Raw genomic sequence first — 21,714 nt, 5'->3', positions numbered from 1 at the left:
AGTAGGCTGATCCGGTGAACGATGCGACGGTCCTGAAACGCGGGCCCCGCGCCTACGCGGCATTCATCGGCATCGGCCTTCTCGCCGGCCTCCTCTCCGGTCTCTTCGGCGTCGGCGGCGGCACCGTCATCGTCCCGCTGCTGGTGCTCCTGCTCGCGTTCGACCAGCGGCTGGCGGCCGGGACGTCGCTGGCGGCGATCGTCCCGACGGCGACCGTCGGGGTCATCTCGTACGCGGCGTCGGGCTCCGTCGCCTGGATCCCGGCGCTGATCCTCGCCGCCGGGGCCGTGGTCGGCGCGCAGATCGGCACCCGCCTGCTCCCGCGGATCTCGCAGACCGCCCTCCGCTGGGGCTTCGTCGGCTTCCTCATCGTCGTGATCGTGAGTCTCTTCCTCGTCATCCCCTCGCGCGACGCCGTCTTCGAGCTCACCTGGCTGACCGCGATCGCCCTGGTGGCCGTCGGCGTCGGCACGGGCGTCCTGGCCGGGCTCATCGGCGTGGGCGGCGGTGTGATCGTCGTCCCGGTGCTCATGCTCGCGTTCGGCACGAGCGACCTCGTCGCCAAGGGCACCTCGCTGCTCATGATGATCCCGACCGCGCTCTCCGGCACGGTCGGCAATCTCCGCAACCGCAACGTCGATCTCCTGGCCGCGCTGCTCATCGGCGTCTCGGCGTGCACCACGACGGCCCTCGGCGCCTGGCTGGCGACCGTCGTCGACCCGACGGTCGGCAACCTCCTCTTCGCCGCCTACCTCGTCGTGATCGCGGTGCAGATGGCCCTCAAGGCCGTCCGCGGGCGTCGGCGCGGCTGACCGTCCGTGAGGATGAAGAGATCTTCATCCTCACCTCATCTCCTCCTCATCCGCCCCGGGCACGATGGAGGCATGAGCACCGCACGACGCATCCTGATCCCCGGCGCGCTGATCGCGGTGCCCGTGGCGTTCGCGATCGGGAGTGTCGCGCTCGCGCAGATGCCGGCGTCCCCCCGGCTGCCGGATACCCCGCTCACCGTCCGGCTCGCGACGCCGACGCCGACGCCCGTTCCCACGCCGACACCCACGGAGTCGGTCGCCCCCGCCCCCGCCCCGCCGCCCGCGCCGGCCCCCGCGCCGGCTCCCGCACCGGCTCCGCCGGTGGACGACGACGATGACGACGACGGAGGCGACGATGACTGAGCCCCAGGCCCCGCAGAGACCCGGCGCCCCGCTGCGCACCCTGCGCCGCCGCACGCTCCCCGCCCGCTGGCGGATCACGCTCTGGATCATCCTCAGCACCATGATCACCGTGCTGGCGATCGGGCTCATCGGCCGCAGCGTCTTCCTCGCCGCGGTCGAGCAGACGGCGAACGGCGAGATCGAGCAGGAGGCGGCGGAGTTCGCGCGTTTCGCGGAGGACGCCGCATCGGGAGGGCTCACGACCGCCGAGGAGCTGCTGCGGGAGTACGTCGCCCGCCAGTCCGTGCACGAGGACGAGGTCGTCATCGCGGCCCTCGACGGCACCCCGATCGCGGTCGCCGAGGACGGCGGCGCGCGCACGCTGGAGACCCACGCGGCGCTGGTGGAGCGGATGCTCACGGACACCGCGGTCTCAGGAGCCTTGGCGACGCCCGAGACCGGCCCGGTCCGCTGGGGACGGATGGACTTCACGGGCGGAGGACAGGACGGAGCGGTGCTCATCGTGCAGTTCACCGCGGAGCCGCGCGCACAGGTCGACCGCAGTTTCGGGGCGATCGCCTGGGTCGCCCTCATCGGGGTGCTCCTCAGCTCCGGCGTCGCCTGGCTCGTCGCCGGTCAGATCCTCGCGCCGGTCCGGGAGGTCTATCGCGTGGCGCGGGACATCGGCGAGCACGACCTCACCGCGCGCGTCCCCGTCGAAGGCAGCGACGACATCGCCGCCGTCGCCACGACGTTCAATCAGATGCTCGACCGGCTGGAGGCCGTGCACGCCACGCAGCAGCGCTTCGTCGACGACGCGGGTCATGAGTTGCGCACGCCGATCACGATCGTCCGCGGTCACCTCGAGCTCCTCAGCGAAGACCCCGAGGAGCGCGCGGCGACCCTGCGCCTCGTCAGCGAGGAACTGGACCGCATGAGCCGGATCGTCACGGACCTCCTGGTGCTGGCGCGCGCGGAACAGCCCGACTTCGTGCGCCTCGCCGCCTGCGACATCGCGACCCTCACACTCGACATCGAGGCGAAGGCGCAGATGCTGGGCGAGCGACGCTGGCAGTTGATGGAGGTCGCCGAAGGCGTCGTCCCCCTCGATCCGCAGCGCGTGACGCAGGCGGTGCTCCAGCTCGCCGCCAACGCGGTCCAGGTCACCGCGGACGGCGACACGATCCGGATCGGCTCGCGCTTCGAGGGGGACGGCCCCGAGCGGCGGCTGCGGCTGTGGGTGCAGGACACCGGTCCCGGTGTGGCACCGGCCGACGCCGAGCGCATCTTCGACCGGTTCACCCGCGGGGACAGCGCCGGTGCGCGACGCGGCTCCGGGCTCGGCCTCGCGATCGTGCGGGCCATCACCGACGGGCACGGCGGCTCCGCCTGGGTCGACAGCGTGCTGGGCGAGGGGGCCACGTTCGGGATCGACGTGCCCGCACCCGTCCTGGACACCGGCGAGATCGAAGGGAAGAGCTGACATGCGCCGCATCCTCATCGCGGAGGACGATCCGCACATCACCTCCTTCGTCCGTCGCGGACTCCGCGCCGCGGGCTACGACACCGCCGACGCGACCGACGGCCACACCGCACTGCTCATGGCCCGCAGCGGGCTGTTCGACCTCGTCGTCCTCGACATCGGCCTCGGCGGCATCGACGGCTTCGACGTCCTCGCCCACCTCCGCGGCGAGGGGGTCTCCACGCCGGTCGTCATCCTCACGGCACGGGACTCCGTGATCGATACCGTGCGAGGTCTCGAAGGGGGCGCGAACGACTACATGACCAAGCCGTTCCAGTTCGCCGAGCTGCTCGCCCGCGTGCGGCTGCGGATCGGCGACGGGGAGGGCCGCAGCGGCGGGGCCGCGCTCACACATGGCGACGTCAGCGTGGACGTGCGGTCGCGGACGGTGACCGTCGCCGGCGAGGTGCGCGAGCTGACGTCCCGCGAGTTCGCGCTGCTGGAGGTCTTCCTGCAGAACGCCGGTCAGGTGCTCTCCCGCGACCAGCTCATCGGCCACGTCTGGGGGATGGACTTCGATCCCGCGTCCAACGTCGTCGACGTCTATGTGCGCGCGCTCCGCGGCAAGATCGGGACCGACCGCATCGAGACGGTGCGGGGTGCGGGGTACCGGTTCCGATGAACGATCCCGTCGCTCTTCCCGCCTCGGCGGCACGCACCCGCTTCGCGACCGTTCCTCCGCGACGCACCGACCCCCTCCCGATCATCCACCGTCCGGATGCGGCGAAGCCGCGACGCGCCCTGCGCCTCATCGGTCTCGTGCTCGTCGTGGCGATGGGCGCGGCGATGGTCATCGGCGCACTGGGCCCGGGCGCGAGCGTGCGCGGGATCACGGTGCCGATCGCCGTCACGCTGACGGTGTTCCTCCTCGCGGTCTGGGCGTGGAGCGCGACGCGTCTCGATGACACCCTGGTGGCGTTCCTCGCGGCGATCGCGCTCATCGTCGCCGGCGTCCTCCCGGTCGACGAGTTCTTCGCATCCCTCGGAGACGAGACGATCTGGCTGCTGATCGGCGCGTTCGTGATGGCGGCAGCGGTCTCGACCTCCGGGCTCCCGCTGCGCGCGGCCGCGCACCTCGTCCGTTTCGCTCGTGGCCCCCGCAGCCTGTTCCACCTCACGACCGTCGCGCTCACCCTCTCGGCCTTCGCGGTGCCCGCGACGTCAGGGAGGGCGGCGCTCGCGGTCCCGGTCTTCGGAGCCCTGTCGACGGCGCTCGACGGGCGAGGGCGCGTCATCCGGGCCCTCGCGCTGCTCATGCCGACGGTGGTGCTCCTCTCGGCCGTCGCCTCGCTGCTCGGCGCCGGAGCGCACATCATCACCGATCAGCTCCTGCGGGCGGCGGGAGAGTCCGGCTTCTCCTTCCTCTCGTGGCTGTGGCTCGGACTGCCGCTGGCGGTGGTCTCGTCTCATCTGGCTGCGGAGCTCATCCTCTGGCGCTTCGTCGACCGCGACGACCGCGCCGCCCCGGTGCGGGTGACCACGGACGACATCGAGAAGGCCGCCGGCCGGCAGGTGACCGGTCCCCTCACCGCGCTGGAGCGCCGCGCGGCCCTCCTCGTCGGCGCGGCGATCGTGCTGTGGAGCAGTGAGCCTCTGCACGGGATCCCCCCGGCGCTCGTCGCGCTGTTCGGTGCCGTCGCGGCCGTCACCCCGGGCATCGGCTGCACCACCCTCCCGGCCGCGGTCGCGCGCGTGCCCTGGTCGCTGCTGCTGTTCCTGGCCGCTACACTCGCGCTCGCCACGGCGCTCACCGACTCGGGGGCGGCCGCCTGGCTCAGCACGACCGCCCTCGAGCCTCTACGCGGGCTCGGAGCGGCGGGTGCCGTCGGTTTCCTCCTCGCCGTGATCGCCCTGTCCACGCTCGCGCACCTGCTCATCCCCTCCCGTTCCGCGCGCTCGGCCGCGATCATCCCCGCGGTGATCGCCCTCGCACCGGGACTCGGCGTGGAGCCCATGGCCGCCGCCTTCGCATCGACGGCGGCGGCCGGGTTCTGCCACACCCTGCCGAGCTCCGCCAAACCGGTCGCGATGTTCGCCGATCCCGAGGTCGTCTCCGGCGGCTTCGATGCCTCCGACCTGCGCCGGCTGTCCGTGGTGCTCGCGCCGGCCATGTTCGTCCTCGTGGCTGTCTTCGCCCTCTGGATCTGGCCGCTCCAGGGTCTGCCGCTGCTGCGCTGACCACCGTCACCGCTGTTCCGCGTGCGCCGCCGGCGTACCGGTGTCCGTCGTGCCCGCACCCGGGCTGTCTCGCGCCCCCGGGCGCAGAAGGAGGTCCTCATGTCCATCCACGCTCCCCAGCGCATCCTCGTCGCCCCGAGCGGCTTCAAGGAGAGCCTCGGCGCCGACGCCGTGGCCCGAGCCATCGCGGCCGGCGTGCGCCGCGTCATCCCCGGCGTGCGCGTCGACGAGTTCCCCGTACCGGACGGCGGCGAGGGGACGGCGGCCGCGCTCGCCGCGAGCACCGGGGGCGCGCTCGTGCCCGCGACCGTGACCGGACCGGTCGGGGAACCGGTGGTGGCGCACTGGGCGCGCCTCGGAGGGGCGGCGCGCGGGACCGCGGTGGTGGAGATGGCGGCCGCGGCCGGGCTCCGACTCGTGCCGCGCGACCGTCGCGATCCGGCGGCCACCACGACCTCCGGGGTCGGACAGCTCATCGCCGCGGCCCTCGACGACGGCGCCGAGCGCATCGTGGTCGGCTGCGGCGACTCGGGGACGAGTGATGGGGGAGCGGGTGCCTTGTCGGCGCTGGGCGTGCGCATCCTCGACCGGGCGGGCCGTGTCGTCCCAGCGGGCGGCGGACATCTGGCGGAGGCCGCATCCCTCGATTTCTCGGGCGTGCACCCGCGGCTCGCCGAAGTCGAGATGGTCCTCGCCTGCAACATCCACAACGTGCTCTGCGGTCCTCGCGGGGTGGCCAGGGTGTTCGGCCCGCAGAAGGGGGCGTCGCCGGCGGAGGTCGAGCGGCTCTCGGACGCGCTCGACGCCTGGGCCACGCTGCTGGAGGAGCAGAGCCCCTTCGGAGGCGGGATGGACGTGCGTACCGGTGGGGGGACCGGCGCCTCCGGAGGGCTCGGTGCGGGGCTCGCCGCCGCTTTCGGCGCCCGGCTCGCACCCCGCTTCGAGGTGCTCCTCGACGGCGGGCTGATGCCGCACGACCTCGACGCGCTGATGGGGGAGGCGGACCTCGTGATCACGGCGGAGGGCGCGATCGACTTCCAGACGCCGCGCGGCAAGGTCCCGGCGGAGATCGCGATGCGCGCCCGCGTCGCCGGGGTGCCGGTGCTCGGTCTGGCGGGTTCGCTCGGACGCGGCGCCCCGGCCGTGCACGACATCGGCATCGACGCGATCGCCTCCATCCTCACCGTGCCGATGCCGCTGGAGGAGGCGGTGGAGCACGGGGAGGAGCTGCTCCGTGATGCTGCCGAGCGCACCATGCGTCTCGTCCTGCTCGGCTCGGCGATGTCGGCCAGAGCCGCCTGAGGGCTTTTCGGACGGCCCGCCGCGCGGCGGGCCGTCCGTCGCCCTCGGTAGGATCGACGGGTGGCAGTGAACCAAGAACTCGTCGGCCGGGAGTTCCCGCCGACCGCCCCCTACCTCGTCGGGCGGGAGAAGGTGCGCGAGTTCGCGCGCGCCGTCTTCGCCGACGCCCCCCAGCACACCGACGTCGAGGCCGCCCGTGCGGCGGGCTTCGCCGACGTCGTCGCGCCGCCGACCTTCGCGATGGTCCTGCAGGACCTCACGCTGCAGCAGCTGCTGGCCGAGCCGGATTCCGGCATCGTCCTGGCGCGCACCATCCACGCCGAGCAGCGGTTCCGCTACACCAGGCCGATCGTCGCGGGAGACGAGCTGACGGCGCAGCTGCGCGTCACCGGCATCCGCATGATGGGCGGCAACGCCATGATCACGAGCGAGGCCGAGATCACCGACGACGGGGGCGCGCATGTCGTCACCGCCACCAGCGTCCTGCTCGTCGGTGCCGAGGAGGAGACCGCATGAGCGCGTTCACCGTGGGAGACGTGCTGGCCGAGCGCACCGTGCACCTGACGAGAGAGTCGCTCGTCCGCTATGCCGGTGCCTCCGGAGACTTCAACCCGATCCACTACCGCGACGACGTCGCCGCCGCGGTGGGCCTTCCCGGCGTGCTCGCGCACGGCATGCTGACCATGGGCATCGCCTCCTCGGTGGTCGTGGCGGCGCTCGACCCGCAGACCCGGATCCTCGACTACGGCGTGCGCTTCACCAAGCCCGTGGTGGTCGACCCCGAGACCGGCGCCGACGTGCACGTCGTCGCGACGGTCGGCGCGGTGGACGAGGAGTCCGCGCGCATCGACCTCAAGGTCACGACCGGCGACACCACCGTGCTCGTCAAGGCGCAGCTGCGCGTCGCCGTCCGATGAGCGACGTCGAGCCGATCCGGCTGTCCGAGCTCACCACGCTCCGCACCGGCGCCGCCCCCGCGCGCATGCGCGAGGCGACGACGACGGCGGAGCTCGTCGCCGTCCTCCGGGAGACCTGGGCGGAGGGCGACCCCTGGCTGGTGCTCGGAGGGGGGTCGAACCTCTTCGTGGGCGACGAGCCGTTCGAGGGCACCGTCATCCGCATCCGGACGAGCGGCATCGAGGAGCTCCCGTCGCCGCACGCCGGCCGCCTCCGCCTGCGCGCGCAGGCCGGACACGGCTGGGACGACCTGGTCTCCTACGCGGTCGAGCGGGGCTACGCCGGGCTCGAAGCCATGAGCGGCATCCCCGGCACGGTCGGCGCAGCGCCCGTGCAGAACATCGGCGCCTACGGACAGGAGATCCAGGAGACCCTGGTCGAGGTCGAGCTGATCGACGAGGACTCCGGCGAGATCTCCACTGTTCCGGCGACCGAGCTCGGGCTCGGATTCCGCACCTCGGTGCTCAAGCACCATCACGGGAGCGCGCCGCAGCGCCGGGCCGTGATCCTGTCTCTCACGGTCGATCTCCTCGTCGCCCGCGAACGCGTGGTCCGTGGGGAGCAGCTGCGCCGCGCTCTCGGTCTGACCGACGACACCCCGGTGCCCCTGACATGGGTCCGAGAGCGCATCCTCGCCACGCGCGCATCGAAGGGCATGCTGCTCGACGCCGACGACCCGGATACGCACGGGGTCGGCTCCTTCTTCCAGAACGCGATCGTCACGGCCGCCCAGGCCCGGTCCCTCCCGCCGGAGTGCCCGCGTTGGCCGGTCGCCCCTGACCTCGATGCCGTGACCGTCATCCCCCTCGCCTCCTACGACGGACACGTGCCGCCGACGAAGACCGAGGCCCCGGACGTGAAGGTGAGCGCCGCCTGGCTCATCGAGCAGGCCGGCATCCGCAAGGGGTTCACGCTGCCCCGCTCGCGGGCGTCCGTCTCGACCAAGCACGCGCTGGCGCTCACCAACCGGGGTGGCGCCACGGCGGCCGAGGTCGCCGAGCTCGCCCGCTTCATCCAGAACCGCGTGCACGCCGAATTCGGTCTGGTGCTGCAGCCGGAGCCCGTGCTGGTGGGCGTCGACCTGTGACGAAGGTCGAGCGGGTGTCGCGGACGCAGGCCGTCGTGGACGGACTGCTCGATGCGATCATCGCGGGTCGGCTCGAAGCCGGACAGCCGTTGCCTCCCGAGGGGGAGCTGGCGGAGCAGTTCGGGGTCTCCCGCCTCACGATGCGCGAGGGCGTCCGCCTCCTGCAGGCGCAGGGCGTGATCGTCGCGGTGCCGGGCACGCGACACCGCATCGCGCCGACCGACGAGTGGACGGGCCTCGACGCGGTCGTGCGGCACGCCCAGAGCGCGGGTGCTCGGGAGCGCTCCTCGCTGGAGATGCTCGAGATGCGCATGATGTTCGAGACCGGGGCGGCCGAGTTCGCGGCGGGGCGGCGCACGGAAGAGCACCTCGCCGAGATGGCCGCGCTCCTCGCGGAGATGCAGGCGGCGCACGAGCGGGCCGACGTGGACGCCTTCGTGGCCGCGGACCTCGCCTTCCACGACGTGATCATCCGCGCGGCGGAGAACCGCATCCTCGTCGCCTCGATGCGCCCCCTGACGACGATGCTGCAGGCGACTCGCAGCGAGACCAGTGCCATCCCGGACATCCGCGAGCACGCGCTGGCCGAGCACGCGGCGGTGCTGGAGGCGATGCGGACCGGGTCCGGTGCGGCCGCCCGCCAGGCGATGCGCAGCCACATGCGCCAGACCCGAGACGACCTGCTGAACTACGTCCACGGTCGCTGACCGCACGGCTGCCATCGGTTTGGAGTCGGCGTGATCGTGGGGTACGCTCATCGTTATCTGATATCGGATAACGGTGCAGATCCCCGGTCCGTGGCCCCCACCACGGGCCATCTCCGGAACGAAGGAGTTCGTGTGCACATCGACGACCTGCTGGCCCCCCTGCCCGCACCCGTCGCCGTCACCGCGGCCGATGTCCGCACCGAGGTCGACCCCACCGACGTGCTCCTCGTCCTCGACGACGACCCGACCGGCACGCAGTCGGTCGCGAACCTCCCGGTCCTCACCCGATGGGAGCGCGCCGATCTGGACGAGGCTCTCGCGACCGGCGCCGCCGCCGTGTATGTGCTCACGAACACCCGGTCCCTCGACGAGGACGCCGCCGCCGCCCGCAACCGCGAGATCGTCGACGTGGCCCTCGCCGCCGCCGAGGCGCAGGGGCGGCGCGTCACGTTCGTCTCCCGGGGCGACTCGACGCTGCGCGGCCACTTCCCGCTCGAGACCGACGTCCTCGCCGCGGAGATCGGATCCCGCACGGGCCACGCCCCCGCGCTGACCCTGCTCATGCCCGCGTTCCCCGACGCCGGCCGCATCACGGTCGACTCCGTGCACTACTGGGTCACCGACGGCGAGGCCACCCCGGTCGGCGAGACGCCCTTCGCGGCGGACGCGACCTTCGGCTACGCCTCCTCCGATCTTCGCGCGTGGGTCGCTGAGAAGACGGGCGGACGCATCCCGGCACCGGAGGTCGCGGGTCTCGACATCCGCACCATCCGCGCCGGGGTGGACGCCGTTGCCGGCTTCCTCGAGGCGCTGCCCGACGGCGCGGTCGTCGCGGTCGACGTAGTCGAGGAATCGGACATGCGCGTCGTCGCGCTCGCGCTGCACCGACTGCGGGACCGCGACGTGCTCCTCCGGGTCGGCCCGCCCTACGTGCGCGCGCATATCGGACAGGAGATCGCCGAGCCGGTGCGCGCGGAGGACATCCCCTTCGCGCATGACCGCGGCGGTCTCGTGGTCGTCGGCAGCCACGTGCCGCTCACCACCGCTCAGCTCGAAGCACTCACGGCGGCACGGCCGAACACCCGCACGATCGAGCTCGACGTGCGCGCCCTCATCGGCTCGGAGCGCGAGACCCATCTCGAGACGCAGGCCCACGCCGTCGCCGAGGCGCTCGCCACGGGAACCGTGATCGTGCACACCACCCGCGAACTCGTCACCGGCTCCGACGGCGACGAGAGCCTCGCGATCGCCCGCCGCATCTCCAGCGGCGTGGTCGAGCTCGTGCGTCGGGTGCTCGCCATCGCCCCGCCCCGCTTCGTCATCGCGAAGGGCGGCATCACCTCCAGTGATGTCGCGAGCGAGGCCCTCGAGATCCGCCGGGCCACCGTGCTCGGCCCCATGCTGCCCGGCCTCGTCTCGCTGTGGCAGCCGGAGACCGGTCCCGCGGTCGGCATCCCGTACGTCGTGTTCGCCGGCAACGTCGGCGACGCGGACTCCCTCGTCACGGTCGTCGCCACGCTCGCAGGCGACGATGGAAACAACCCGGAAGGACACTCATGACATCCACCGTCGCTGTCATCGGACTCGGCGCCATGGGGCTGCCGATGGCCACCCGCCTCGCCGAGCGCTTCGCGGTGCGCGGCTTCGACATCGCCGCCGAACGCGTCGCCCTCGCCGCAGAGGCGGGTGTCACGCCGGCGGCGTCCGCAGCCGACGCCGTGGACGGTGCCGACGCGGTGCTCGTCGCCGTCCGGACCGGCCAGCAGCTCGAGGCGCTGCTCTTCGGCGAGGACGGGCTCGCCCCGCACCTCGCCGACGGCGCGGTCGTGATCCTCACCAGCACGGTGGGCACGGACGGCATCGACGCCATCGCCACCCAGCTCGCCGCGCACGGTGCGCAGCTCGTCGACGCCCCGCTCTCCGGTGGCCCGGTCCGTGCGGGGGAGGGTGACCTCCTCATCGTCGTCGGCGCCACCCCGAGCGCTCTGGAGACCGCGCAGCCCGTGCTCGACCAGCTCGCCTCCACGCTGTCCATCGTCGGCGACAAGCCCGGCGACGGGCAGGCCCTGAAGACCGTCAACCAGCTCCTCTGCGGCGTGCACATCGCCGCGGCCGCGGAGGCACTCGCGCTCGCCGACGCCCTCGGGCTGGACCGCGCGCGCACGCTGGACGCGCTGACGGCCGGTGCCGCGAACTCCTTCATGCTCGGCAACCGCGGTCCGCGCGCCCTGCAGGCCTACGACGAGGACGGCGCCGAGGTGCTCAGCCGCCTCGACATCTTCGTCAAGGACCTCGGCATCGTCGGCGACGCCGCCCGCCGGGCGCACCTGTCCACGCCGGTCGCCGCCGCGGCCGAGCAGCTGTTCCTCCTCGGCGAAGCGCAGGGCCTCGGCGCCCTGGACGACTCCGCCGTCATCCGCGTCGTCGCACCCGAACGACTGTCCTGAGCGCGACGTCGCGCCCTCACTGAAAGAAGAGATCCAGAGATGCTTCCTCTTCCGATCCTCATCCTGATCGGCCTGGCAGGCCTCGGCCTGCTGCTCCTGCTCATCATCCGGTTCAAGATGCAGGCGTTCTACGCCCTCATCCTCGTGTCGATCATCGTCGGCATCGCGGCAGGCCTGCCGCTGACCACGATCCCCGCCGACGGCGATACCCCCGAGCAGCTCGGCGTCATCCAGGCGATCATCGCCGGTGTCGGCGGCACGCTGGGCTCGGTGGCGGTGCTCGTCGCCCTCGGCTCGATGCTCGGCAAGATCATCGAGCTGTCCGGCGGCGCCGAGTCGCTCGCCGGCCGCTTCACCAGCTGGCTGGGCCCGAAGCGCGTCGGCATCGCGCTCGTCATCGCCGCCGGCATCCTGGCGATCCCGGTGTTCTTCGACGCCGGCTTCATCATCCTCATCCCCATCGTGTTCGCCTTCTCGAAGGTGGCCGGTCTCAACCCGATCAAGTTCGGCCTGCCGGTCGCGGGCATCATGCTCGCGGTGCACGTCGCGGTACCCCCGCACCCGGGCATCGTCGGCGGTTCCGCGATCCTCGGCGCCGACATCGGCTGGGTCACGATCTTCTCCCTCGCGATCTCCGTGCCCCTCGGCGTGCTGTCCTACCTCGTGGCGAAGTGGATCAACACCCGCGAGTTCGCGATGCTCGCGGCCACCAAGGAGATGTACGACAACTTCGGCACGGAGAAGTCGACGCTCACCGGCGGGCTCGGCGAGGGCGAGAAGGCGCCGGGTGCCGGCACGGTCCTCGGGCTCATCCTCCTGCCGCTCGTGCTCATCATGCTCGGTACCGCGGTCGCGCCGCTGTTCGAGGCGGGCACGTTCTGGAACGGGTTCCTCAGCATGGTCGGTCAGCCGATCTTCGCCCTCATGGTCGCGATCGCCGCCGCGATGTACCTGCTCGGCGTGCGCCGCGGCTGGTCGGCCGCGCACCTCGGCGAGGTCATGGAGTCGGCGCTGCCGGCCGCCGCGGTCATCATCCTCGTCACCGGTGCCGGTGGTGCCTTCGGCCGGGTCCTGACCGAGACCGGGATCGGTGGAGCGGTCGCCGAGGTGCTCGCGTCCAGCGGGATGCCTCTGCTGCTCGCGGCCTTCCTCATCTCGCTCATCATGCGTGCCGCCCAGGGGTCTGCCACCGTCGCGATCGCCACCACCGCAGGGCTCCTGCTGCCGTCGGTCTCCGCGATGGGACTCGATACCGTGCACACCGCGCTGCTCGCGGTCGCGATCGGCTACGGAGGCCTCGGTCTCAGCCACGTGAACGACTCGGGCTTCTGGGTGGTCACGCGGTACCTCGGTCTGTCGGTGAAGGACGGCCTGCGCACCTGGACGCCGCTCACGACGGTGCTCGGCGTGGCCGGGTTCGCGCTGACCTGGATCCTCTACGCGGTGATCCCCGTCTCCTGACCGCGCTCGCACGAACGGCCGTCGCCTCCGGGCGGCGGCCGTTCGTCGTTCCCGTCGGGTGGCCGCCGGAGCCGCCGCCGACTACGCTCGCGGGATGAGCGGACTGATCCCGTACCTGCTGTTCCCCGGCAACGCCGCAGAAGCGCTCGGCCACTACCGCGACGTCTTCGGAGGGGAGCTCCAGCTGATGGACTACGCGAGCGCCGGTCGTCACGACGGTCCGGGTGACGCGGTCGCGCACGGCCAGCTCGGCGGGCCAGTCGAACTCGCCGGGGCCGACGCGGGCGCCGATGACGACGCGGTGCAGATGAGCGGGATGTTCCTCTCGCTCCTCGGCACCGCCGATCCAGGGACGCTCACCCGCTGGTACGACGAGCTTTCCGCCGCTGGCCGGGTGATCGATCCGCTGCAGCAGCGCCCGTGGGGAGATGTCGACGGCACCCTCGTCGACCGCTACGGCATCCGCTGGCTGATCGGCTTCCATCCCGAGGACTGACCCGAGACCCCGGCTTCGCGCCGAGACCCCCTCGTACCTGCGCAGGTACGAGGGGGTCTCGGCGCTAAAGCGGGGTCTCGGGTCAGGAAGAGAACAGACGCTGGAGGCGCTGCACGCCCTCGAGGAGCTGGTCGTCGCCGAGCGCGTACGACATGCGGATGTAGCCCGACGGACCGAAGGCCTCACCGGGGACGACGGCGACCTCGGCCTGGTCGAGGATGAGGTCGGCGAGCTCCAGCGACGTCGTCGGGGTGACGCCGCCCCACGTGCGACCGAGCAGACCCTGCACGTCGGGGTAGACGTAGAACGCGCCGAGCGGGTTCGGGACCACGAGCCCGTCGATCTTCGACAGCTCCGACACGATGAGCTGACGGCGGCGGTCGAAGGCCTCGCGCATCTTCTCGGCCTCGTCCTGCGGGCCGTTGAGAGCCGCGATCGCCGCCTTCTGCGCGACGTTGTTCACGTTGCTCGTGAGGTGCGACTGCAGGTTGCCGGCGATCTTGATGGCGTCGGCCGGACCCACCATCCAGCCCACACGCCAGCCGGTCATCGCGTAGGTCTTGGCGACGCCGTTGACGAGGATCGTCTGGTTCGCGGCCTCCGGCACGGCCTCCACGATCGAGGTCGCCTTCACGCCCTCGTAGGTGAGGTTCTGGTAGATCTCGTCACTGATGATCCAGATGCCGTGCTCCACCGCCCACTCGCCGATGGCCTTCGTCTCCTCGGCGGTGTACACGGAGCCGGTGGGGTTCGACGGCGACACGAACACGAGCACGGTGGTGCGGTCGGTGCGCGCCGCCTCGAGCTGCTCGACGGTCACCTTGTACTCCTGGTCGGCGCCGGCGAAGACCTCGACGGGGGTGCCGTCGGCGAGACGGATCGCCTCCGGGTAGGTCGTCCAGTACGGGGCCGGGAGCAGCACCTCGTCGCCGGGGTTCACGACCGCCTGGAACGCCTGATACACCGACTGCTTCCCGCCGTTGGTGACGATGATCTGCCCGGGGGAGACCTCGAGTCCGGAGTCGCGGAGCGTCTTGGCGGCGATCGCCTCACGCAGCGCCGGGAGCCCGGGAGCGGGGGTGTACCGGTAGCTCGCGGGGTCGGCCAGTGCCTCGGCCGCCGCATCCACGATGAACTGCGGCGTGGCGAAGTCGGGCTCGCCCGCGGCATACGAGATGACGGGCTTGCCCTCGGCCTTGAGGGCCTTGGCCTTGGCGTCGACCTTCAGGGTCGCGGACTCGGCGATGGCGGACAGCTTGCGGGAGAGTGGAGCGCGTTCGGTCACGGTTACGAGCGTACTCGGGTCGATGCGGCGGGTGAGGTGTGGGATGACGCCAAGATCCGAGGTTCTTTCGGGTTCGACAGGTCAGTCGGTCGTGAGGCCGTGCGCCTGAGCGACGGCGTCCAGCGTGATGCGTCCCCCCTGCACGTTGAGGCCCTTCGCGAGGGCGGCGTCCTCGGACGCCGCCCGCTCCCAGCCCTTCGCCGCGATCGCGGAGACGTAGGGGAGCGTGGCGTTCGTCAGGGCCCGGGTCGCGGTCGTCGGCACGGCCCCCGGCATGTTCGCGACGCAGTAGTAGATCGAGTCGTGCACGGCGAAAGTCGGGTCGTCGTGGGTCGTGGGACGGGAGCCCTCGAAGCACCCGCCCTGGTCGATCGCGATGTCGACGAGCACGGACCCCGGCTTCATGGCCGCGACCATGTCGTCGGTCACCAGCTTGGGTGCCGCGGCGCCGGGGATGAGGACCGAGCCGATCACGAGGTCCGCCGTCGTCAGCTCCTCGGCGATGTCGTACCGGCTCGACGCGCGCGTCTCCAGCGCGCCGCCGTAGCGGTGCTCGAGCTCGCGCAGCCGGGGGAGTGCCACGTCGACGACGGTGACCTTCGAGCCGAGGCCGAGCGCGTTCGCAGCGGCGTGCTCGCCCGCGACGCCGCCGCCGATCACGACGGTCTTCGCCCGCGGGGTGCCGGCGATGCCGCCCAGCAGCATGCCGCGACCGCCCTGCGAGCGCAGCAGTGAGTGGGACCCCATGATGACGGAGAGGCGGCCGGCGATCTCGCTCATCGGCACGAGCAGCGGCAGGGTGCGATCCGGCAGCTGCACGGTCTCGTAGGCGACAGCGGTCGTGCCGGCCGCGACGAGCGCCTCGGTCAGCGGGCGGTCGGCCGCGAGGTGAAGGTAGGTGAACAGCGTGAGGTCGGGACGGAGGAAGCCGTACTCCTCGGCCACGGGCTCCTTGACCTTGATGAGCAGATCGGCCTCGCCCCACGCGTCGGCGGCCGTCGCGACGATCTCCGCCCCGGCCGCGCGGTAGGCGTCGTCATCGATGCTCGACCCGACGCCGGCACCCGACTGCACGAGCACCCGGTGGCCTTCCCGCACGAGCCGATCGGCGCCGGCCGGGGTGAGGGCGACGCGGTTCTCGTTGTTCTTGACTTCGGTCGGGACGCCGATCTTCATCGATCCTCCAGGTGTCGGGGCGCAGGGTGCAGACAAGGATCGCAGAAACGTCGAGACATCGACAGATTCGATGAAGACTCTTCGGTGAAGACTTCGATCCTGAATAATGCTTCGTATGACCACCGCCGCCGCGTCGTCCGAGCCGAACAGCGTTCGGGCCCCCGCGCTCGACCCCATCGACGCGCGGATCGTGCAGCTCCTCACCGCCGACGGGAGGATGACGAACGCCGAGCTGGCCGGACGACTGGGAGTCGCCCCGTCGACCGCGCACGCACGCCTGCGCGGGCTGATCGAGCGCGGGGTCATCACGGGGTTCCATGCGAGCGTCGACGAACGCGAGCTCGGCGCAGGACTCCAGGCGATCATCGGCGTCAGCCTGCGCCCGGCCGCCCGGCGGGAGAGCATCGTCGAGTTCGCGGATCGCGTGCGCGCGCTGCCGCAGGTGATCCAGGTGTTCTTCCTCGGCGGAGACGACGACTTCCTCCTGCACATCGCGGTCGCCGACTCGTCGGAGATGCGCGAGTTCGTGCTCGAGCACCTGTCCGCGCAGAGCAGCGTGGCATCGACCCGCACGAGCATCGTGTTCGACTACCACCGCAACTCGGTCGCCGCGTCGTTCCACTGAGTCGGCGCGCGGCGACTCAGGTCTCGAACGAGGAGGGGACGGCGCAGTAGTCGGCGAAACGCCGGGTGGGATGGGCCGGATCGGTCACGTCGACCAGGGCGTTCGCGGCGGTGTGCGGGGCCTCGTCTCCGGCGAGCTGCCAGAGGACGTAGTTCCACATCCCGCGTGCGCTCGGCGACACGATCGCGCCCGGTCCGGACACGAGGAGCACGGCATCGCTGTCGGTGGCGCGGAACGGCCCCACGACGTCGGTGCGCAGGGCGGCTTCCTCCCCGTCGGCGGTGTGTGCGCGCTCGACGGTCTGGCCGGCGGCGGTGAGAGCGGTGGCCAGGCCATCCGCGGCCGTGCGCGAACGCTCGGCGTCCGCCCCGGCGACCGCGACCAGCCGCCGCCCCCGCGGATAGAGGTGCAGGAACTCCTCGGCGATGCTGTCCCAGACGGCGCTCATGGCTCCAGGCTACGCCCGGCAGGGAGCGTGCGGGCCGGGTGGGACGTGAGGATGCCGCGGGCCTGGCGGCCCGCGGCATCCGGCGTCGTCAGTCCTCGTCGACCAGGAACCGGCTGTAGGCGCCCAGGGTGAGGAAGGTCGGGAACTCCTCGCGGAGGGCGACCTCGCGGAAGATCTCGGCGGCGTCGTCGAAGCGGTCGCCCTCGCGTCGCTCGACCTCGTCCAGCACCTCGCCGATCAGCCCTTCGACGTACTCGACCGTGATGGGCGTGCCGTCCTGCGTGGTGCGGTCCTGGTGGATCCACTGCCACACCTGCGAGCGGCTGATCTCCGCGGTCGCGGCATCCTCCATGAGGTTGTCGATCGCCACGGCGCCGAGCCCGCGCAGCCAGGCCTCCAGGTAGCGGATGGCGACCGAGACGTTGTCCCGCACGCCCTGCGCCGTGATCGGCCGACCGATGTGCAGGTCGAGCAGGTCGCGCGCCTCCACGTGCACGTCGTCGCGCTGGCGGTCGACCTGGTTCGGGCGGTCTCCGAGCACGGCGTCGAACTCGGCCTGCGCCGTCGGGATCAGATCCGGGTGGGCGACCCAGGTGCCGTCGAAGCCGTCTCCGGCCTCGCGCTTCTTGTCGGCCGACACCTTCTCGACCGCGCGTGCTGTCACCTCAGGGTCGCGGCGGTTCGGGATGAACGCGCTCATGCCGCCGATGGCGAAGGCGCCGCGCTTGTGGCACGTCTGCACGAGCAGCTCGGTGTAGGCCCGCATGAACGGCACCGTCATCGTGACCTCGCTGCGGTCGGGGAGCACGAAGCGGGCGCCGCGGCCGCGGTAGTTCTTGATGATGGAGAAGATGTAGTCCCAGCGCCCGGCGTTGAGGCCCGCGCAGTGGTCGCGCAGCTCGTACAGGATCTCGTCCATCTCGAACGCGGCCGGGAGCGTCTCGATCAGCACGGTCGCGCGGATGGTGCCGTGCGGGATGCCGATGTACTCCTCGCTGAACGAGAACACGTCGTCCCACAGCTTCGCCTCTTCGCTCGACTCGAGCTTCGCGATGTAGAAGTACGGGCCGCGGCCGCCGTCGATCAGCGCCTGCGCGTTGTGGAGGAAGTAGAGGCCGAAGTCGACCAGGGAGCCGGACGCCGAGGTGCGGCGGCCGGAGCGGTCGATGAAGGCGAGGTGCTTCTCCGGCAGATGCCACCCGCGCGGACGCATCACGATCGTGGGGGTGCGCTCGGCGGTGACGCGGTACTCCTTGCCCTCGGGGGAGGTGAAGGAGAGCTTGCCGCGGATCGCGTCGCGGAGGGAGAGCTGCCCCTCGATGACGTTCTTCCAGGTCGGGCTCGTGGCGTCCTCCTGGTCGGCGAGCCAGACGCGAGCCCCGGAGTTCAGGGCGTTGATCGTCATCTTCGGGTCGGTGGGTCCGGTGATCTCGACGCGGCGGTCTTCGAGCCCGGGGCCGGCGCCGGCGACCCGCCACGTGGAGTCCTGGCGGATGTGCGCGGTGTCCTCGCGGAACTGGGGGTCGTGCCCGTTGCCGATCTCGAAGCGGCGACGCATCCGGTCGGCCAGCCGGTCATGGCGGCGGGAGGCGAACCGGTGGTGGAGCTCGGTGAGGAAGGCGATCGCCTCCGGGGTGAGGATCTCGTCGTAGCGGTCGCGCATGGGGCCGGTGATCTCGATCGCGGGCCCCTGCCGGGTCGTCTGAATCGGTGCGGTGGTCATGATGGTGTCCTTTGCCTTATGCCGAGCCCCCGGGTTGTCGTCGAGACCCCGGGCTCGCGGCGTGTGCGGGGCGGGGTCTCGACGAGAACCGGGGGTCTCGGGGGAAGTGGGGGGAGAAATACAGGGGAGAATCAGTGGAACTGGGCGGTCTCGGTGGAGCCGGCCAGGGCGAGGGTCGCGCTGTCGGGGTTGAGCGCGGTGGAGATGACGTCGAAGTAGCCGGTGCCCGCCTCGCGCTGGTGCTTGGTGGCGGTGTAGCCGTCGGCCTCGGCGGCGAACTCGGCCTCCTGCAGCTTGACGTAGGCGCTCATGGCGCGCTCGGCGTAACCGCGGGCGAGGTCGAACATGGAGTGGTTCAGGGCGTGGAACCCGGCCAGGGTGATGAACTGAAACTTGTAGCCCAGGTCTGCCAGCTCCTGCTGGAACGTCGCGATCTCGGCGTCCGACAGGTGGCGCTTCCAGTTGAAGCTCGGCGAGCAGTTGTAGGCCAGGAGCTTACCGGGGAACTGTGCGTGGATCGCCGCGGCGAACTCCCGGGCCAGCGCGATGTCCGGCTCCCCGGTCTCGACCCAGAGCAGGTCGGCGTAGGGGGCGAACGCGAGGCCGCGGCTGATGACCGACTCGATGCCCGGGCGGATCCGGTAGAAGCCCTCCGAGGTGCGCTCGCCGGTGGTGAACTCCCGGTCCCGCTCGTCGACGTCGCTCGTGAGCAGATCGGCGGCGAGGGCGTCGGTGCGGGCGATGATGACGGTCGGCACGCCGGCGACGTCCGCCGCGAGGCGCGCCGCGTTGAGCGTGCGGATGTGCTGCTGGGTGGGCACGAGCACCTTGCCGCCGAGGTGGCCGCACTTCTTCTCGCTCGCGAGCTGGTCCTCCCAGTGGATGCCCGCGGCACCGGACTGGATGAGGGACTGCGCGAGCTCGTAGGCGTTGAGCGGCCCGCCGAATCCAGCCTCGGCGTCGGCGACGATGGGCGCGAGCCAGTCCTGGGTGACCTCGCCCTCGGCGTACTCGAGCTGGTCCTGCCGAAGCAGGGCGTTGTTGATGCGGCGCACGACCGCCGGCACCGAGTTCGCGGGGTAGAGCGACTGGTCGGGGTAGGTCTGACCGGCGAGGTTGCCGTCGGCGGCGACCTGCCAGCCGGAGAGGTAGATGGCCTTGAGGCCCGCGCGCACCTGCTGGACGGCCTGGCCACCGGTGTAGGCGCCGAGAGCCCGGATGTAGTCCTCCGTGTGCAGGAGGTTCCAGAGGTTCTCCGCCCCGCGGTGGGCGAGGGTGGCCTCTTCGCGGACCGAACCGCGGATGCGGAGGACGTCCTCCGCGGAGTAGGTGCGCTCGACGCCGTCCCACCGGGGGTCGGTGTCCCAGATCTCCTGGAGCTCCGCGGCCGTCTGGACCTGATCGCCGGCGCGCAGGCCGGCGGGGCGCGGGGTGGGGGTCGCTGCGGTGTTCGTCATGGTGTCTCCTCGGATGGGAATCGGCGTCGGTGCCGATGGCGTGCCTCCACTCTGTGTGAAGTTCCCCTGCTCTCCCACGCTGAATCGAGGAGAAGTTTGCGCGAATTTCTGTTTTCGTGACAGACTCAGCCCTCACGCACCGCTCGCCCAGGCTGGTGGGATCAAGAAGGATCCCGGCAAAGCCTCGCGCGGAGCATTCCCGATCCGGCACCGACGCGGACAGCGGGCTGAGAGGAGCCGAGATGGACGACACCACGGAAGAGACCGACGCCCTCACCGTCGGACGACGCATCCGCCAGCTGCGCACAGCACGGGGCCTGACACTGGAGGAGCTCGCCGCCGCGGTCGATCGGGCGCCGAGCCAGCTGTCGATGATCGAGACGGGCAAGCGCGAGCCCAAGCTCACCCAGCTCCAGGCCATCGCCCGCGCGCTCGGGGTGACCATCGACGCGCTGCTTTCCGGGGAACCACTCGACGAGCGCAGCGCGATCGAGATCGCTCTGGAGCGAGCGATGAAGGGGCAGACGTTCCAGGCGCTGGGCATCGCGCCGTTCCGCATCGCCAAGAGCGTGCCGACGGAGGCGCTGAAGGCGCTGCTCGCCCTGCAGGCTGAGATCGATCGGCTGAAGGACGAGCGCGCGGCGACGCCCGAGGAGGCGCGACGTGCCAACGTGGAGCTCCGACACCTGATGCGGCGCCAGGACAACCACTTCGCCGACCTCGAGGCGAAGGCGGCCGAGATCCTCGCTGCCGTCGGCCATCCCGGGGGGCCGCTCACCCAGCGCACCGCCTCCGAGATCGCGGCGTACCTCGGCTTCACCCTCCACTACGCCGCCGACCTGCCGCAGACCACCCGCAGCGTCGCCGACCTCGCCAACGGACGGCTGTACCTGTCGAGCAGCGTGCCGGCGAAGGGGGATGCCCGCACCGCCGTGCTGCAGGCGCTGTCGAGTCGCATCCTGGGGCACGCCGAGCCGCGCAGCTACGCCGCGTTCCTCCGGCAGCGCGTCGAGACGAACTACCTCACCGGCGCCCTGCTGATGCCGGAGGCCGACGTCGTCCCCGCCCTGAAGGACGCGAAGCAGCGGCGCGCGATCTCCATCGAAGACCTCCGGGATGCGTACTCCGTGTCGTACGAGACGGCGGCGCACCGGTTCACGAACCTCGCCACGCGGCACCTCGACATCCCCGTCCATTTCCTCAAGGTGCACGAGTCGGGCACGATCACCAAGGCGTACGAGAACGACGACGTGAACTTCCCGACCGACCGCCTCGGCGCCATCGAGGGGCAGATGTGCTGTCGCCGGTGGACCTCCCGGGTGGTCTTCGACGAGGATGACCGCTTCAACCCGTACTACCAGTACACCGACACCGGCAACGGCACCTACTGGTGCACCGCCCGCGTCGAGGCGTCGAGCGAGGGCCTGCACTCGGTGAGCGTGGGGGTACGGTTCGACGACACGAGGTGGTTCGTGGGCAGGGACACCCCGCACCGCGGCGTCTCGAAGCACTCGGTCGAGGTGTGCTGCCGTCGGGCTCCCGCCGAGCTGGAGGAGCGGTGGCGCGAGAACTCCTGGCCCAACGTGAAGACGCCGCGCACGCTGCTGGCGACTCTGCCTACGGGAGCCTTCCCCGGCGTCGACACCACCGACGTGTACGAGTTCCTGGAGTCCCACGCGCCCCGGTGAT

General features: G+C 71.5%; 21 protein-coding genes. 16 read left to right on the top strand and 5 right to left on the bottom strand.

Annotation, left to right across the window (positions count from 1 at the left end):
* The first annotated feature begins 14 nt into the window (after nucleotides 1-14).
* The 14 genes from BK819_RS09605 (at nucleotide 15) to BK819_RS09540 (ending at nucleotide 13,311) form a co-directional block, all read left to right on the top strand.
* Nucleotides 15-812, top strand: a complete 798-nt coding sequence (locus tag BK819_RS09605; protein WP_071328945.1) for a sulfite exporter TauE/SafE family protein — start codon at nucleotides 15-17, stop codon at nucleotides 810-812.
* Nucleotides 813-884: 72 nt separating this feature from the next.
* Nucleotides 885-1,175 (top strand): hypothetical protein, encoded by a 291-nt coding sequence (locus tag BK819_RS16800; RefSeq protein ID WP_071328944.1) that lies wholly within the window; start codon nucleotides 885-887, stop codon nucleotides 1,173-1,175.
* Entirely contained in the window at nucleotides 1,168-2,637 is a 1,470-nt protein-coding gene (locus BK819_RS09595; protein ID WP_071329129.1) for a cell wall metabolism sensor histidine kinase WalK, read from the top strand. The genes BK819_RS16800 and BK819_RS09595 overlap by 8 nt, the downstream gene beginning before the upstream one ends.
* Nucleotide 2,638: 1 nt before the next feature.
* Nucleotides 2,639-3,298, top strand: coding sequence for a response regulator transcription factor (locus BK819_RS09590; protein WP_062632846.1), 660 nt, complete (start codon nucleotides 2,639-2,641; stop codon nucleotides 3,296-3,298).
* The gene (locus BK819_RS09585) at nucleotides 3,295-4,854 is read left to right on the top strand and encodes an SLC13 family permease (RefSeq protein ID WP_071328943.1); all 1,560 of its coding nucleotides are present in this window, start codon (nucleotides 3,295-3,297) and stop codon (nucleotides 4,852-4,854) included. Before BK819_RS09590 ends, BK819_RS09585 begins: the two co-directional genes overlap by 4 nt.
* A gap of 99 nt (nucleotides 4,855-4,953) precedes the next feature.
* Nucleotides 4,954-6,156, top strand: a complete 1,203-nt coding sequence (locus BK819_RS09580; protein WP_071328942.1) for a glycerate kinase — start codon at nucleotides 4,954-4,956, stop codon at nucleotides 6,154-6,156.
* Between the two features lie 60 nt (nucleotides 6,157-6,216).
* Entirely contained in the window at nucleotides 6,217-6,672 is a 456-nt protein-coding gene (locus tag BK819_RS09575; protein WP_036292129.1) for a MaoC family dehydratase N-terminal domain-containing protein, read from the top strand.
* Nucleotides 6,669-7,073 (top strand): MaoC/PaaZ C-terminal domain-containing protein, encoded by a 405-nt coding sequence (locus tag BK819_RS09570; RefSeq protein WP_062632840.1) that lies wholly within the window; start codon nucleotides 6,669-6,671, stop codon nucleotides 7,071-7,073. Before BK819_RS09575 ends, BK819_RS09570 begins: the two co-directional genes overlap by 4 nt.
* Entirely contained in the window at nucleotides 7,070-8,200 is a 1,131-nt protein-coding gene (locus BK819_RS09565; RefSeq protein ID WP_071328941.1) for a UDP-N-acetylmuramate dehydrogenase, read from the top strand. Before BK819_RS09570 ends, BK819_RS09565 begins: the two co-directional genes overlap by 4 nt.
* Nucleotides 8,197-8,907, top strand: coding sequence for a FadR/GntR family transcriptional regulator (locus BK819_RS09560; RefSeq protein WP_083391734.1), 711 nt, complete (start codon nucleotides 8,197-8,199; stop codon nucleotides 8,905-8,907). The genes BK819_RS09565 and BK819_RS09560 overlap by 4 nt, the downstream gene beginning before the upstream one ends.
* A 132-nt stretch (nucleotides 8,908-9,039) precedes the next feature.
* Nucleotides 9,040-10,467 carry a four-carbon acid sugar kinase family protein gene (locus BK819_RS09555; RefSeq protein ID WP_071328940.1) on the top strand — a complete coding sequence of 476 codons (1,428 nt, stop codon included), beginning with the start codon at nucleotides 9,040-9,042 and terminating at the stop codon, nucleotides 10,465-10,467.
* The gene (locus BK819_RS09550) at nucleotides 10,464-11,354 is read left to right on the top strand and encodes an NAD(P)-dependent oxidoreductase (RefSeq protein ID WP_071328939.1); all 891 of its coding nucleotides are present in this window, start codon (nucleotides 10,464-10,466) and stop codon (nucleotides 11,352-11,354) included. Before BK819_RS09555 ends, BK819_RS09550 begins: the two co-directional genes overlap by 4 nt.
* A 39-nt stretch (nucleotides 11,355-11,393) precedes the next feature.
* Entirely contained in the window at nucleotides 11,394-12,815 is a 1,422-nt protein-coding gene (locus tag BK819_RS09545) for a GntP family transporter (protein ID WP_071328938.1), read from the top strand.
* Between the two features lie 94 nt (nucleotides 12,816-12,909).
* The gene (locus BK819_RS09540) at nucleotides 12,910-13,311 is read left to right on the top strand and encodes a glyoxalase/bleomycin resistance/extradiol dioxygenase family protein (protein ID WP_071328937.1); all 402 of its coding nucleotides are present in this window, start codon (nucleotides 12,910-12,912) and stop codon (nucleotides 13,309-13,311) included.
* Between the two features lie 82 nt (nucleotides 13,312-13,393).
* Here BK819_RS09540 and BK819_RS09535 read toward each other — a convergent pair whose 3' ends face one another.
* Together BK819_RS09535 and ald are read right to left on the bottom strand one after the other, a co-directional pair.
* Nucleotides 13,394-14,596 carry a pyridoxal phosphate-dependent aminotransferase gene (locus BK819_RS09535; protein WP_071328936.1) on the bottom strand — a complete coding sequence of 401 codons (1,203 nt, stop codon included), beginning with the start codon at nucleotides 14,594-14,596 and terminating at the stop codon, nucleotides 13,394-13,396.
* An 81-nt stretch (nucleotides 14,597-14,677) separates the two neighbouring features.
* Complete coding sequence (gene ald / locus BK819_RS09530; RefSeq protein ID WP_071328935.1) at nucleotides 14,678-15,772, bottom strand: alanine dehydrogenase; 1,095 nt, start codon at nucleotides 15,770-15,772, stop codon at nucleotides 14,678-14,680.
* 106 nt (nucleotides 15,773-15,878) lie between these two features.
* Between ald and BK819_RS09525 the strand changes: the two genes are divergently transcribed.
* Nucleotides 15,879-16,397, top strand: coding sequence for an Lrp/AsnC family transcriptional regulator (locus BK819_RS09525; RefSeq protein WP_083391733.1), 519 nt, complete (start codon nucleotides 15,879-15,881; stop codon nucleotides 16,395-16,397).
* A gap of 16 nt (nucleotides 16,398-16,413) precedes the next feature.
* Here the strand turns inward: BK819_RS09525 and BK819_RS09520 are convergent, their stop codons facing one another.
* From BK819_RS09520 to aceA, 3 genes are all read right to left on the bottom strand, one after another.
* Nucleotides 16,414-16,845 (bottom strand): hypothetical protein, encoded by a 432-nt coding sequence (locus BK819_RS09520; RefSeq protein WP_071328933.1) that lies wholly within the window; start codon nucleotides 16,843-16,845, stop codon nucleotides 16,414-16,416.
* An 88-nt stretch (nucleotides 16,846-16,933) separates the two neighbouring features.
* Entirely contained in the window at nucleotides 16,934-18,568 is a 1,635-nt protein-coding gene (gene aceB, locus BK819_RS09515) for a malate synthase A (RefSeq protein ID WP_071328932.1), read from the bottom strand.
* 131 nt (nucleotides 18,569-18,699) lie between these two features.
* Entirely contained in the window at nucleotides 18,700-20,025 is a 1,326-nt protein-coding gene (gene aceA, locus BK819_RS09510) for an isocitrate lyase (protein ID WP_071328931.1), read from the bottom strand.
* A 242-nt stretch (nucleotides 20,026-20,267) separates the two neighbouring features.
* On the opposite strand from aceA, the gene BK819_RS09505 reads away from it, so the two are divergent.
* Entirely contained in the window at nucleotides 20,268-21,713 is a 1,446-nt protein-coding gene (locus BK819_RS09505; RefSeq protein WP_071328930.1) for a helix-turn-helix transcriptional regulator, read from the top strand.
* The last annotated feature ends 1 nt before the right edge of the window (nucleotide 21,714 follow it).

The organism is Microbacterium sp. LCT-H2, from assembly GCF_001866135.1.
Lineage (GTDB): Bacteria > Actinomycetota > Actinomycetes > Actinomycetales > Microbacteriaceae > Microbacterium.
The sequence above is the reverse complement of the archived record's forward strand: the minus strand, read 5'-3'. Positions and strand labels throughout refer to the sequence as shown.

Excerpts from the sequence above, each read along its gene's own strand:
- BK819_RS09545 (WP_071328938.1), top strand. The coding sequence starts at position 11,394 with ATGCTTCCTCTTCCGATCCTCATCCTGATCGGCCTGGCAGGCCTCGGC.
- aceB (WP_071328932.1), bottom strand. The coding sequence starts at position 18,568 with ATGACCACCGCACCGATTCAGACGACCCGGCAGGGGCCCGCGATCGAG.
- BK819_RS09590 (WP_062632846.1), top strand. The coding sequence starts at position 2,639 with ATGCGCCGCATCCTCATCGCGGAGGACGATCCGCACATCACCTCCTTC.
- aceA (WP_071328931.1), bottom strand. The coding sequence starts at position 20,025 with ATGACGAACACCGCAGCGACCCCCACCCCGCGCCCCGCCGGCCTGCGC.
- BK819_RS09580 (WP_071328942.1), top strand. The coding sequence starts at position 4,954 with ATGTCCATCCACGCTCCCCAGCGCATCCTCGTCGCCCCGAGCGGCTTC.
- BK819_RS09505 (WP_071328930.1), top strand. The coding sequence starts at position 20,268 with ATGGACGACACCACGGAAGAGACCGACGCCCTCACCGTCGGACGACGC.
- BK819_RS09520 (WP_071328933.1), bottom strand. The coding sequence starts at position 16,845 with ATGAGCGCCGTCTGGGACAGCATCGCCGAGGAGTTCCTGCACCTCTAT.
- ald (WP_071328935.1), bottom strand. The coding sequence starts at position 15,772 with ATGAAGATCGGCGTCCCGACCGAAGTCAAGAACAACGAGAACCGCGTC.
- BK819_RS09525 (WP_083391733.1), top strand. The coding sequence starts at position 15,879 with ATGCTTCGTATGACCACCGCCGCCGCGTCGTCCGAGCCGAACAGCGTT.
- BK819_RS09565 (WP_071328941.1), top strand. The coding sequence starts at position 7,070 with ATGAGCGACGTCGAGCCGATCCGGCTGTCCGAGCTCACCACGCTCCGC.
- BK819_RS09595 (WP_071329129.1), top strand. The coding sequence starts at position 1,168 with ATGACTGAGCCCCAGGCCCCGCAGAGACCCGGCGCCCCGCTGCGCACC.
- BK819_RS09550 (WP_071328939.1), top strand. The coding sequence starts at position 10,464 with ATGACATCCACCGTCGCTGTCATCGGACTCGGCGCCATGGGGCTGCCG.
- BK819_RS09570 (WP_062632840.1), top strand. The coding sequence starts at position 6,669 with ATGAGCGCGTTCACCGTGGGAGACGTGCTGGCCGAGCGCACCGTGCAC.
- BK819_RS09585 (WP_071328943.1), top strand. The coding sequence starts at position 3,295 with ATGAACGATCCCGTCGCTCTTCCCGCCTCGGCGGCACGCACCCGCTTC.
- BK819_RS16800 (WP_071328944.1), top strand. The coding sequence starts at position 885 with ATGAGCACCGCACGACGCATCCTGATCCCCGGCGCGCTGATCGCGGTG.
- BK819_RS09540 (WP_071328937.1), top strand. The coding sequence starts at position 12,910 with ATGAGCGGACTGATCCCGTACCTGCTGTTCCCCGGCAACGCCGCAGAA.